The organism is Rhizobium atlanticum (assembly GCF_030182485.1).
Classification (GTDB): domain Bacteria; phylum Pseudomonadota; class Alphaproteobacteria; order Rhizobiales; family Rhizobiaceae; genus Rhizobium.
This window is the reverse complement of sequence record NZ_JAQJCJ010000003.1, coordinates 340,595-353,559: the sequence shown is the minus strand read 5'-3', so window position 1 is coordinate 353,559 and position 12,965 is coordinate 340,595. Positions and strand designations below refer to the sequence as shown.

The following is a 12,965-nucleotide window of genomic DNA, read 5'->3' as shown; positions in this document are numbered from 1 at the left end:
GTTATCTGAGCTGTATAGCCCGCCCTAGAGTACTGGAGAATTGTATGAAACGCCCCACCGTCAAACAGACCCTTATTGCCGTTTTGTCTGTTATCTGTGCCTTCCTGATTGCCCTATCGTATAATTCCCTCAGTACAATCTCGACACTGAATGACAGCGCTCAGCAGATTGGCGGCTTCTGGATGAAGCGGATGATCACTGCCAGAGATATCAAAGGCAACTTCTCTGATCTGAAGCTCGCCTATGCGCGCTACCTGTTGGAGGCGTCGCCGGAGAAGCGGGCCGCCGAGGCGAAGCTGATCGACGAGACGAAAGCCGCAGTCGAGCGGGCAATCCAAGAGTATGTGGCGGGCGTCCGAACGGAGAAAGGTCGCGAGCTGATCAATGACGTCAAGTCAGGGCTCAAGAAATATAGTGAGCTCGCCGCGCAAATGGTCCAACTGCAGGACAACGGCAAGACCGCCGAGGCGGGCAGTCTCTTTCGGCAGAACATGGAGGCACAATCTGATCTGGTGAGCCAGGAGATTGCGGACTTGGTGGCCTTCATTCTCGGACAGACCGAAACATATGTGACCACAAGCAATGCAACCGCGGGCAACGCGTTCACGACCACGGCATTGATTGCCACCCTTTCTATTCTGGTCACCTCTGCCGGAGCGCTCTTTGCCGTCTTCGGCATCGCCAATCCGATCCGCCGAATTGCCTCTGCCATGACGATCCTCTCCGACGGAGATCTGCAAAGCGAAATTCCCTACGCTGGGCGTGGCGACGAGATCGGGGCAATGGCGGGAGCAGTGGAGGTGTTTCGACAGAACGCCATCAATGTTCTTCGACTGGAGCAGGAAGCAACGGCATCGCGAAGCCAGTCGGAGGCGACGCGCGCTGCCGCACAGGAGCGCGCCGAACGGGAAGCGCAGCAGTTGCGCTTTGCGACAACGACGCTTGGCGATGGATTGAGACGCCTTGCGGGCGGTGACGTTTCTTTCCAGTTGGCGGAGCCGTTCGCTCCGGAATACGAGGCGCTGCGTGGGGATTTCAATGCTTCGCTTCGACAACTCGGCACAACCATTGGTGCTGTACTGCAGACGGTGCACAGCATCGACAACGGAACATGCGAAATCGCGTCCGGTGCGCAAGATCTCTCCAAGCGGACCGAACAGCAGGCAGCTTCCCTGGAGGAAACTGCGGCAGCCCTCGATGAGATTACCGCCAATGTGACGACTGCCTCGAAGAGAACCGAGGAGGCTCGCACTGTCGCCCAGGTGGCTAATGTCAGTGCAGAACGTTCTGCTGCCGTTGTGTCTCACGCCGAACAGGCGATGCGGCGGATAGAGGAAAGCTCGGAGCGGATATCAAGCATCATCGGCGTCATTGACGACATTGCTTTCCAAACCAACCTCCTGGCGCTGAATGCTGGCGTCGAGGCAGCACGGGCCGGCGAAGCCGGCAAAGGTTTTGCGGTTGTTGCCCAGGAGGTTCGCGAGCTTGCCCAGCGCGCAGCGACGGCGGCGAAGGAAATCAAGGGCCTTATCCAAAAGTCCTCCGCCGAAGTCGGCACCGGCGTAAGACTGGTTCTCGAGACTGGCCAGTCGTTGAACGAAATCAGCGAGCAAGTGTCTCAAATCAATCAGTTGATGGACGCAATTGCTACGTCTGCGCGTGAACAGTCCACCGGACTTGCCGAAATCAATACGGCCGTCAATCAGATGGACCAGTCCACTCAGCAGAATGCCGCGATGGTCGAGCAATCCACCGCAGCGGCCGCTTCCTTGTCGGCAGAGGCGAGCAGACTGCGCGAACTGGTCAATCAGTTCACTCTCGACCGTCAACCCGCTCGGGCCGTTGAGCCTAGACACAACGTCCGCACCATGGCGGCGTGATCACGATCAGGTGCTTGACCTGATGTAACCGGGTACGAGAACCAACAGCGCCTTGTTCTCTCCGCAGGCAACTCTTTAAGGGGTGGATCAAGAAGGGCGCAAGCTGTTTTCGGCGCGCGATTTCACGACCCTTCTTTCAAAGCATGCTTGACGTGGAGGATGGTGATCGCAACGGTTCCCACACCATCGGAACAGCAACAAGCATGATCGCTGGATCGACATGGAACCCAGGTCGCATTGTCAAACGAGTTGCAGTCTCCTACGTCACTTTCGCTCATTGGCAAGAAACTGCCGAAACCGCTCGGATCGCGGACGGTTGAAGAGTTCAGCAGGCGTGCCCGTTTCTTCCACAACACCTTTGTGAAGAAACACCACTTTGCTGGACACGTCGCGCGCGAAAGCCATTTCGTGCGTCACGACAAGCATCGTCCTACCTTCCTCGGCAAGGGAGCGCATAACCTTGAGCACTTCGCCGACGAGTTCGGGATCGAGTGCGGAAGTCGGCTCGTCAAATAGCATTACCTTTGGGCGCTGGGCCAGTGCGCGAGCGATTGCCGCGCGTTGTTGCTGCCCGCCGGAGAGGTGCGCTGGATAGAAGTTTCGCTTGTCGGCGATACCAACCCGTTCGAGTAGAGCTTCGGCTTCGGCAACGCATTCCGCGCGGTTTCGCTTCTGTACGTGCACCGGCGCTTCTATCACATTCTCCAGGATGGTCATATGCGACCACAGATTGAAGCTTTGAAATACCATGCCGATGTGTTCGCGCATGCGATCGACTTGCCTGCGATCAACAGGCTCCGTTCGATGTCCGACTTTCTTCAGAGAATATATCTCGCCGCCGATGCTGATTTCTCCGCTGTCGGGGACTTCAAGCATATTAAGACATCTGAGCATCGTCGACTTTCCGGAGCCGGATGAGCCGAGAATGGAAATCACATCTCCCTCGTGCGCTTCCAGCGAAACCCCCTTCAGGACTTCCAATGGGCCGAAGCATTTGCGAAGGTCCTTGACCGAAACGGCAGCGCTCTTGTTTTTGTTGTCGCTTGCCAGAACTGTTCCCGTGTCAGACATAGTCACTCCCGTCTAAGATTGCAGCCGTATGCGCATGTGCGGCGAAAGCCAAAAGTCGATCACCATGAGCATTCGGGTGACGATGAAGTTGATCGCGAGATAGATCGCGCCTGCGACAATGAAGATCTCGAAAGCGCGGAAGCTGTCGGCGATTAGTTTTCCAGCAAGGCCGGTGACTTCCATGATCGTAATGACAGACGCGAGTGCTGTTGCCTTGATCATCAGGATGATCTCGTTGCCATAGGCGGGCAGCGCATGCCTGATGGCGATTGGCATGATTATTCGTCTGAACAGGAGAACGCTCGACATGCCGCAAGCGCGTGCCGCCTCGATCTCCTGGCTGGAGACGGCCCTGAGGCCACCGCGGAAAATTTCGCTGCAGTAGGCGGCCGTGTTCAGAGTAAGCGCCAGCACCGCACACCAATAGGGCTCGCGAAAGAACCACCAGAGCCCGAGGTCTTGCAATCCGTGCCGAAACTGGCCGAGACCATAATAGATCAGGAACATTTGGACGAGCAGAGGCGAACCTCTGAAGACGAAGACGTAGGCACCGGCTATGTTTTGTCCGATTGCACCGCCGGTCACCGCCAGCAGCGAGATCGCAAGCGCCAGGATGCTGCCTGCCAGAATGGAAGTGACCGCAAGCTCGAGGGTTAGCGGCACACCGGTCAGAAGCGTGAGAAACGTATCCCACATGAAGCCGATATCCGTCATAGCGCTCTCCTCACGCCTTGGGTCGTTCGAGCTTCCATTCGTTTGAACACAATCGAGGAGAACCAGGTTACGACGAGGTAGAGAATGACCGCCGACAGGTAGAACTCGAATGGCCGGCGAGTGGAGCCTGCGGCGATCTGCGACTGGCGCAGCAGTTCGACGAGGCCCGTGACGGAGATCAATGCCGATTCCTTCAACACGAGTTGCCAGGTGTTTCCAAGGCCGGGAATGGCGTAACGAAGGACGAGCGGCGCGACGATACGCCTGAATTTGGGCCACGGCCGCATGCCGACGGCGGTGGCGGCTTCGATTTCGCCGCGTGCAACCGATCTGTAGGCTCCGCGAAATACTTCGGCCTGATAGGCCGCCGAAACGACGCCAAGCGCCAGCGTCCCGGTCAAAAATGCCGGCATTCCGATAAAACCTTGATACCCGAAAAGGCCGCCGACAGTCCCTAGGAATGCGCTGCCGCCGAAATAGAAGAGATAGATGACCAGAAGGTCAGGCACGCCGCGAAGGATCGTGGTGTAGCAGTCGGCAAGCCAGCGGAGTCCGATGTGGCGGGACAGCTGCATGAAGGTGACGACCGAGCCGATCACCGTTCCAGCCAGAAAGCCGCAGACGGATACACCGATCGTCATGGCCGCCGCGGTCAGAAGCAGCCATCCCCAACCGGTCGGTCCGAAACCGATGAGAGTCAGGTAACTACCGATAAATGCCATGCGTGGACCTCTTGATGACAGATCAGGGTTGCTTCACTCGGCAGCGCGCCGGTGCGCCCAAATGCGCTGAAGCTTCGACATGTTCTTGAGCGAGCTTTGCACATGCGCCCGAGCTGCGATCGCGGCAGCCTCCTTGTCGCGTGCACAGATGGCGTCCGCGATTGCCCGATGCTCGTCGAGATCGGTGTGCTCCAGGTCAACCCAGAGCACTTCGAGCCAAAGCGCTAGGCGAGGCTGCTGGTAAATTTGATCCGTCGCCCTCACGAGGGCCTCGTTTCGGGTCGATTCGACGATCACGCGATGGATGTGCAATCCGAGATCGAGGTTGCGCGCGGCATCCGATGGCGCCTCGTTGGTCGTTTCCTTGAGGTCCACCATCTGGATGATGACGTCGCGAAGCCGATCGAGGTCTTCCTCGGTCGCCATCTCGCAGGCGAGTTGTGCCGCGCAAACATCGAGCGCTTCGCGAACGACTAGGAGATTGCAGAATTTGGTGACGTCGAGATCGGTCACCGTGTAACCGAAATTCCGCTGCCCGACGACAAGCCCTTCCTCTTCGAGCTTCATCAGCGCTTCGCGCAGCGGCGTTCGGCTGACGCCGAAGCGTTTGGCAAGCGTAACTTCAGAAAGGCGCTCCGAGGGGCGAAGTTGGCCGCTGAGGATCAAGTCCTTCAATTGCGCATAGGTGCTTTCGCGCAACGATCCCCGCTGTTCCGTTTTCGGTGCCAATCAATTCCCCTTCCATCTCTGGTGCATTTACCGGGTCCCGGCGATTTCACCATAACGTTTTTCCTCTTGCCCGATCAAGAAGAATACGATTATGTATACAATGTTGGCGACAACAAGCAATGGCCCTGGTTTGCTTCTTGATCGCAGCCTGATGGGGCGGAACATATGGAGGTCCGATGTCGGAGATTCTCAGCCTGGACGAATTGCGGAAGCGCTACTTGAATTCTTCGGGCGGTGAAATGTTCGATGAGGAGTTTCGAAAAGTCGCCGAACTGGTCTTTGCTGACGGCGATAGCCGTCAGGCGCCCTATTGTGGCCTTCCGACATTATTGAAGGCCCCGTATCGTCCCGATGCCGCACCCAATTTCACGGATATGGACATCGCGCTTTTCGGAATTCCCATGGATCTCGGGGTGACGAACCGATCGGGTGCGCGGTTCGGACCGAGAGCCGTACGCAACGTCGATCGCGTTGGGCCCTACAATCATGTTCTGCGAGCCGTCCCGACTGCAAATGCACGCGTTGCCGACGTGGGCGATGTCCCGTTCAAAAGCCGTTTTGATCTTGCTGCGTCCCACCAGGATATTGAGCAATTTGTCCACCGCCTGATAAGGGCTGGAGTCGTGCCCCTAGGGGTCGGCGGCGACCATTCGGTCAGCCTTCCCATTCTAAGGGCCATCGGCAGGCATCGGCCGGTGGGGATGATCCACATCGATGCGCATTGCGATACGGGCGGGTCATTTGAGGGCTGCAAATTCCATCATGGCGGGCCATTCCGCCAGGCGGTTCTCGACGGTGTTCTTGACCCCCGACGGACGATCCAGATCGGAATTCGAGGAAATTCCGAGTATCTGTGGGAGTTCTCCTATGCATCGGGCATGACCATCATCCATGCGGAGGAAGTCGCCGATCTCGGCGTCAGCGGCGTGATCGCAAAGGCGAGAGAAATCGCCGGATCAGCCCCGACCTACGTCAGCTTCGATGTCGATTCTCTTGATCCGGCCTTTGCGCCCGGCACAGGAACGCCGGAGGTCGGTGGGCTGACATCCGCCCAGGCGCTTGGAATTCTGCGCGGTCTTTCAGGTTTGAACATCGTCGGCGGCGACGTCGTGGAGATCGCTCCGCAATACGACCCAACCTCGAACACGGCGCAAATTGCCGCTCAGGTCTTATTCGAGCTCCTCTGCCTTGCGGCCGAGGCAATCAAGGTTCGCGCGTCCTAGCAAATCGCCGGACGCGCGGAGTCTGCAACAGCCTTGCCTTGGGAAAAGGGCAGGGTGCAACAAAAGGGGAATGCCAATATGCAATTATCAAAACTTTTGCTGACGTCCGCTCTGCTTGGCGTGCTGTCGGCTGGCGTCGCCGCCGCGGAGACAAAACCGACGGAGATCACCATTGCAACCGAGGGCGCATACGAGCCCTGGAATTTTACCGGCCCCGACGGCAAGCTCGCAGGATTCGAGATCGATCTTGCCAACGACCTCTGCGCTCGCATGAAGATCAAGTGCACCATCGTCGCCCAGGATTGGGACGGGCTGATTCCATCGCTCACTGCGAAGAAGTTCGACGCCATCATGGCGTCGATGATCGTTACCGAGAAGCGTCTTGCCGTCATATCGTTCAGCAAGCCCTATGCTTCGACGGCGGCCGCCTTCATGGTCGATAAAACCGGCCCTCTCGCAAATCTGCCGGGAACGGGAACGACGGTCGACCTCGCTGGCGACAAAGCGAAGGTCGAGCAGGAATTGCAGCCGCTTCGAGACGCCCTGAAGGGCAAGGCCGTAGGCGCCCAGGTGTCGACGGCCAACGCAGCCTTTCTCGATGCCTATTTCAAGGGTGTTGTCGATCCCAGGGAATACAAGACCGTCGAACAGCATGATCTCGACCTTCAGGCCGGTCGTATCGACGCCGTCGTTGCGCAGAAGACGTCACTGAATGCAACGCTCGGCAAGGAAGACTTCAAAGACTACAAGATCGCCGGCCCCACCTTCAAAGGCGGGGTCTTCGGGCAGGGCATCGCGGCAGGCCTTCGCAAGGACGACACCGTACTGAAGTCGATGTTCGATGCGGCGATCGAATCTGCCGAAGCGGACGGCACGATCAACAAACTCGCCCAGAAGTGGATGAAGACGACGCTTGATTGATCAAGCGGCAGCGCTCCCATCCGGCAGCGATTGGCAGCCGGCGCACCGAGAGGTCGTGCCGGCTGACCGGCCAGCGTCGCCATCGAAACACACGATCATTTTGGAGACCACTGTGACCATCCTTCTCAACTCCCTCGAATCCCGCGACGCCGCCTTCGTTCTTCATCCCTACACCAACGCTTCGCAGCATTTGAAGGACGGCCCGCTGGTGATTGCCAAGGGGGAGGGGATCCACATCATCGACAGCGACGGCAATAAATACATAGAGGGGCTTGGTGGGCTGTTTTGTGCCTCGCTGGGTTTCAGCGAACAGCGGCTGGTAGACGCGGCAACCCGCCAGATGAAGGAATTGCCCTTCTATCACAGCTTCGGCGGCAAGACGCACGAGACCGCGGTCGAGCTTGCCGACCGGCTCATCCAGCTTTCACCGGTGCCGATGTCGAAGGTGTTCTTTGCCAATTCGGGTTCCGAGGCCAACGACACGGCCATGAAGCTTGTCTGGTATTATCACAATTCCATCGGCAAGCCGGAAAAGAAGAAAATCATCTCGCGGATGCGAGCCTACCACGGTGTGACGATCGCTTCGGCCAGCCTGACGGGACTTCCTAACAACCATCGCGATTTCGATCTGCCTATCGATCGGGTGCTGCATACTAATTGCCCGGAATTTTATCGTTACGGCCGCCCGGGCGAAACTGAAGAGGAGTTTGCGACGCGTTGTGCAGATTCGCTCGAACAGATGATCCTCGCCGAGGGACCTGAAACCATCGGTGCATTTTTCGCTGAGCCGTTGATGGCATCAGGCGGCTGCATCGTCCCGCCGCCGACCTATTACGAGAAGATCCAGGCAATCCTCAAGAAATACGACGTGCTGCTGATCGCAGATGAGGTCATCTGCGGCTTCGGCAGGCTCGGCACTATGTTCGGCTCCGAAAGCTTCGGGCTTCAGCCCGATATGATCGTCATGGCAAAGCAGCTTTCGGCCGCCTATCAGCCGATATCCGCACTGATGATCAATGAAAAGGTCCATTCCGCAGTCGTTGCCGAGAGCGAGAAAATCGGAACATTCGGACATGGTTTCACCTATAGCGGCCATCCCGTTGCAACCGCTGTCGCTTTGGAAACCTTGAAAATCTATGAGGAGCGCGACATTGTCGGTCATGTCAGGGATGTCGCCCCGGTATTCCAGAGGCGGTTGAAGGAGCTTGGCGACCATCCGCTCGTTGGGAACGCCCGCGGCCGCGGCCTCATCGGGACTCTCGAACTGGTTCGTAACAAGGAAACCAAAGAGCCGTTCAAGCCGACGGACGGCATTGCCATTCACGCAGGCAAGCAGGCCCAGGTCCACGGCGTCATCACGCGCGCACTTGGCGACAACTACTCGCTTTGCCCTCCGCTCATCATTACCGAAGCACAGATCAACGAATTGTTCGACCGCTCTGCCCGTGCGTTGGATGACACTTACACATGGGCCCGGGCGACCGGCCTCTACTGAGCAAGGGAATCGAAGATATGCGAAATTTCGAAATGCCGGGAAGATCGATAGCTGTCGGCCGCAATGGGATGGCAGCAACATCGCATCCTATGGCGACTTTGACCGCGATCGATATCCTCAAGGCCGGCGGCAAGGCGATCGACGCTGCGGTGGGTGCCTGTGCCGTGCAATGCGTGGTCGAGGCCGGATCCACCGGCATCGGCGGTGATTGTTTTGCGCTCCTCGCATCCAATGGCAATGATGATGTCATTGCCTATAACGGCTCCGGCCGCACGCCGGCCGCCGCGCATTTCGAGTGGTATCGGGACAATGGCATCACCTCGATCGAGCGATCGTCGCCGCATGCGGTGACGGTTCCCGGCGCGGTGGATGCATGGGCGCGTCTGGTCGCAGATCACGGAAGGATGCCGCTCTCCGAAATTCTCGCTCCCGCGATAGCGTTGGCGCGCGACGGCTACGGGATCACTCCGCGAGTTGCCGCCGACATCGTCAATCAACGCGAATTGTTGCTGCGCGATTCTTCGACGCGCCGCATTTTCCTGGCCGATGACCAAGTGCCGCCTGTGGGATCGGTTCAACGACAGTCGGAATTGGCGCAAACGCTGGAGACGATAGCAGCCCTGGGGCGTGACGGCTTCTATCGCGGCCCCGTGGCGGAAGACATGGTGGCGCGGCTGAATTCGCTTGGCGGGCTCCATACGCTTGAGGATTTTGCATCTGCCGCCGGCGAATATGTGAAGCCAATCAGCGCGACCTACCGAGGCTGGACGGTGCATGAATGCCCGCCGAACGGGCAGGGTATCATCGCTCTGATGATATTGAGGATCCTTGAGCGTTTTGAACGCACGGGCGATCCGCTTGACGCTGATAATCTGCACATCGAAATCGAAGCCACTCGACTGGCCTACGCAGCCCGCGATCGGTGGATAGCCGACACCTCGGTATCGGATGTTCCGGTCGATTTCCTGCTGTCCGATGAACTCGCCGATAGTCTTGCGGCCAAGATCAATATGAACGAGGTTGCCGACGCCACGGCGGCTCTCGACGGTGTCGCGCATGCCGACACAGTCTATATTTCGGTTGTCGACAAGGACCGAAATGTTGCGAGCTTCATCAACTCCATCTTCCATTCCTATGGAAGCGGTCTGATGGCGCCAAACTCCGGCGTGTTGTTCCACAATCGCGGGCAGAGCTTCAGCTTGAAACAGGGCCATCCAAACGCGATAGGACCGCGCAAGAGGCCTATGCACACGATCATCCCCGGATTGGTGACACGCCACGGCAAAACCGTTTTGTCGTTCGGCGTCATGGGCGGGCACTATCAGGCAATGGGCCACGCCCACTTCCTCTCCAAGCTGTTCGACTTCGGTCTGGATATCCAGACCGCGATCGATCTGCCTCGGCTCTTTCCGCTCCCCGGCACGGCGACGGTCGAGGCCGAAGCGCGTCTTCGAACCTCCATTGGTGAAAATCTCGAAGCGCGCGGTTTCAAGGTTGTCGCGCCGAATTGGGCGATCGGCGGCGCCCAAGCAATCTGGATCGACGATCAACACAATGTTCTGCTGGGCGGTTCCGATCATCGGAAAGATGGTTGCGCGCTCGGCTACTGACGGCAATGGAGCGCGAAATGGCAGCTTATCCGGATACCCAGCTTTACATTGATGGCTTCTGGAGGGACGGTTCGAACGCCCGCCTTTCCATCGTTAATCCCGCCACCGGTGAGGTCATCGGCCGCGTTTCAAATGCCGGCAGGAATGACCTCGACCAAGCGCTGTCCGCCGCCGCCGCAGGGTTCGAGCAATGGCGGCAAGTCAGTGCGTTCGAGAGGGCAAAGCTGATGCGGCGAGCGGCCGAGATCCTGCGCGGCCGTTCGGCGGAAATCTCGCGACTGATGACCTTGGAGCAGGGCAAGCCGCTGGCAGAGTCCAAGGCTGAAACGGCGGGCGCCGCCGACATTATCGATTGGTTTGCCGAAGAGGCTCGCCGTTGCTATGGCCGCCTGATCCCTCCGAGGGCGACCAATGTCAGGCAAATGGTGATCAGGGAGCCTGTCGGCCCGGTGGCGGCCTTCAGCCCCTGGAACTTCCCGCTGAATCAGGCCGTGCGGAAAGTCTCGGCGGCCCTTGCGGCCGGCTGCTCCATTATTTTGAAGGGGCCGGAGGAGACGCCGGCAAGCTGCGCCGAACTTGTTCACGCCTTCGCCGACGCCGGCCTGCCGGCGGGCGTCCTCAATCTGGTTTTCGGAATTCCGGCCGATATTTCAAATCACCTCATCCCGCATCCCGTCATCCGCAAAATCTCCTTTACCGGATCGACGCCGGTCGGAAAGCAGTTGGCTTCGCTCGCCGGCGCCCACATGAAGCGCGTCACGATGGAACTCGGCGGCCATGCGCCGGCTCTGGTTTTCGATGATGCGGATATCGATCTTGCGGTCAGGATCTTGGCCGGCGCGAAGTTCCGAAATGGCGGCCAGGTCTGCGTGGCTCCCACGCGCTTCCTCATCCAGGAACGGGTCTTTGAAAAATTCCTCGACGGCTTCGTCAAGGCGGCCGAGGCAGTCAATGTCGGCGATGGAATGCGCGACGGCGTAACCATGGGGCCACTTGCCAACGCGCGAAGGGTCGAAGCAATGGAAGCACTGACCGCCGACGCCGTCATGCGCGGCGCGCGGATTGCAACCGGCGGCAAAAGGATCGGCAATCTCGGAAATTTCTTCCAGCCGACGGTTCTGACGGATGTTCCACAAGACGCGTGCGTGATGAACGAAGAACCCTTCGGTCCGATGGCGATCGTCAGCGCATTCTCGGATTACGGTTCTGCCGTTGCGGAAGCCAACCGCTTGCCATACGGGCTGGCTGCATACGCCTACACGACTTCGGCCAAGACGAGCGCCGAGCTTGCGCGCGACATCGAAAGCGGCATGCTTTCTATCAACCACCACGGACTAGCGCTTCCCGAGCTGCCATTCGGCGGCATCAAAGATTCCGGTTATGGTTCAGAAGGCGGGGCCGAGGCAATGGAAAGCTACTTCCATACAAAGCTAGTGACCGAAGCGACATAATTCGATTTTTGACCTCAGGAGGCCCGAAAATTTCAAAAGACCTACCTAAAGGGGTGGAGAATGTCGGTGTTGCAAAAAAAATCCAAGACTGGTGTGCTCGGCGCCGAACTGGAAACTGCTTCTGTCCCGGTGTCATGTGACAAAGCGCAACAAATTGCGTGCGACCATTATGGCCTTGCTGGTCGCGCAACATGGCTGTGGGGCGAGAAGGACAGTAATTTTCACCTGATGCTCGAGGATGGTACGGCCTATCTTTTAAAAATCCTCAATCCTGCAGAGGATCCTCTCGTCACCTCCATGCACAGCTTAGCGCTCTTACATGTGGAGGAAGTGGATCCGGGAATTCCCACCCAGCGTGTCATTCGCACGCGTGACGGAGCTGCGGATTTTCGCTTTGTGACGGACGACGGCAGCGAACGCGGCGTACGCATGGTCACCTTCGCGCCGGGCGTTGCTCAACGGACCGCGCCACGGTCTCCTCTGCAGCGACGGCGGGTTGGCACAATGCTAGGACGTTTGCAAAAGGCCTTGAAGAGCTTTTCACATGAGGCCGCATCACATCGCATCAGCTGGGATTTGAAACATGCGGTAGGGATGCGCGAAGTCCTGCCGACATTTGCCGATCTACATCAGCGAACACGCCTCGAAAATGCGATCGACGAGTTCGAGACGGCGATTGTGCCGCTCATGAATACGTTGGATGCTCAGGTCATCCACAACGACTTCAACATGGAAAACATCCTTGTCGATACGACAATGCCGGATACGATCACTGGCATCATCGATTTTGGCGACATGGTGCACGCCCCGACGCTTTTCGACGTGGGGGTCGCTGCTGCCTATCAGATCGGGGATGAATCTGATCCGATAGGGGCGATGTGCGACCTTATCGGGGGATATCGTAGCGAATGCTCCCTGTCCGACGCCGAAATCCCCCTCATCTACAAGGCAGCGGTCATGCGATTGGTAATGCGGCTTTGTATTCCGAGATGGCGCGCACGGCTGTTCCCCGAGCACGCTCAGCGCTTGACCACCCAAAGTGCGGGCGTTTGGGCGCAATTGGCGCGCCTTGACGCAGTTCCAAGAACCGTCGCTATCGAAAGACTGCGCGAAGCCAATCGGTGATCACAAGCATGAAAAAAACCGTTT

At 58.2% G+C, this 12,965-nt stretch carries 11 protein-coding genes; 7 read left to right on the top strand and 4 right to left on the bottom strand.

Features of this window, described 5'->3' with window-relative positions; translation table 11 throughout:
* Positions 1-44: 44 nt before the first annotated feature.
* Positions 45-1,880 carry a HAMP domain-containing methyl-accepting chemotaxis protein gene (locus PH551_RS07010; protein WP_285192409.1) on the top strand — a complete coding sequence of 612 codons (1,836 nt, stop codon included), beginning with the start codon at positions 45-47 and terminating at the stop codon, positions 1,878-1,880.
* Positions 1,881-2,144: 264 nt separating this feature from the next.
* Here PH551_RS07010 and PH551_RS07005 read toward each other — a convergent pair whose 3' ends face one another.
* Genes PH551_RS07005 through PH551_RS06990 form a run of 4 tightly spaced genes read right to left on the bottom strand, consistent with a single transcriptional unit; the run spans position 2,145 to position 5,116 of the window.
* Positions 2,145-2,951 carry an ABC transporter ATP-binding protein gene (locus PH551_RS07005; RefSeq protein WP_285192408.1) on the bottom strand — a complete coding sequence of 269 codons (807 nt, stop codon included), beginning with the start codon at positions 2,949-2,951 and terminating at the stop codon, positions 2,145-2,147.
* Positions 2,952-2,963: 12 nt separating this feature from the next.
* A complete protein-coding gene (locus PH551_RS07000) occupies positions 2,964-3,665 on the bottom strand; it encodes an ABC transporter permease (protein WP_285192407.1) in 702 nt (233 codons plus the stop codon).
* The gene (locus PH551_RS06995; protein WP_285192406.1) at positions 3,662-4,387 is read right to left on the bottom strand and encodes an ABC transporter permease; all 726 of its coding nucleotides are present in this window, start codon (positions 4,385-4,387) and stop codon (positions 3,662-3,664) included. The genes PH551_RS07000 and PH551_RS06995 overlap by 4 nt, the downstream gene beginning before the upstream one ends.
* Before the next feature lie 33 nt (positions 4,388-4,420).
* The gene (locus tag PH551_RS06990; protein ID WP_285192405.1) at positions 4,421-5,116 is read right to left on the bottom strand and encodes a GntR family transcriptional regulator; all 696 of its coding nucleotides are present in this window, start codon (positions 5,114-5,116) and stop codon (positions 4,421-4,423) included.
* A gap of 176 nt (positions 5,117-5,292) precedes the next feature.
* Here PH551_RS06990 and speB point away from each other — a divergent pair, with 176 nt between their 5' ends.
* The 6 genes from speB (at position 5,293) to PH551_RS06960 (ending at position 12,941) form a co-directional block, all read left to right on the top strand.
* Entirely contained in the window at positions 5,293-6,339 is a 1,047-nt protein-coding gene (gene speB / locus PH551_RS06985; protein WP_285192404.1) for an agmatinase, read from the top strand.
* A 78-nt stretch (positions 6,340-6,417) separates the two neighbouring features.
* On the top strand, positions 6,418-7,260 hold the full coding sequence (locus PH551_RS06980) for a transporter substrate-binding domain-containing protein (protein ID WP_285192403.1): 843 nt from the start codon (positions 6,418-6,420) through the stop codon (positions 7,258-7,260).
* A gap of 112 nt (positions 7,261-7,372) precedes the next feature.
* A complete protein-coding gene (locus PH551_RS06975) occupies positions 7,373-8,755 on the top strand; it encodes an aspartate aminotransferase family protein (protein ID WP_285192402.1) in 1,383 nt (460 codons plus the stop codon).
* Positions 8,756-8,772: 17 nt separating this feature from the next.
* Positions 8,773-10,365 (top strand): gamma-glutamyltransferase, encoded by a 1,593-nt coding sequence (gene ggt / locus PH551_RS06970; protein WP_285192401.1) that lies wholly within the window; start codon positions 8,773-8,775, stop codon positions 10,363-10,365.
* Positions 10,366-10,382: 17 nt separating this feature from the next.
* Entirely contained in the window at positions 10,383-11,816 is a 1,434-nt protein-coding gene (locus PH551_RS06965; protein ID WP_285192400.1) for an NAD-dependent succinate-semialdehyde dehydrogenase, read from the top strand.
* Positions 11,817-11,876: 60 nt separating this feature from the next.
* Positions 11,877-12,941, top strand: a complete 1,065-nt coding sequence (locus PH551_RS06960) for a phosphotransferase (RefSeq protein WP_285192399.1) — start codon at positions 11,877-11,879, stop codon at positions 12,939-12,941.
* The last annotated feature ends 24 nt before the right edge of the window (positions 12,942-12,965 follow it).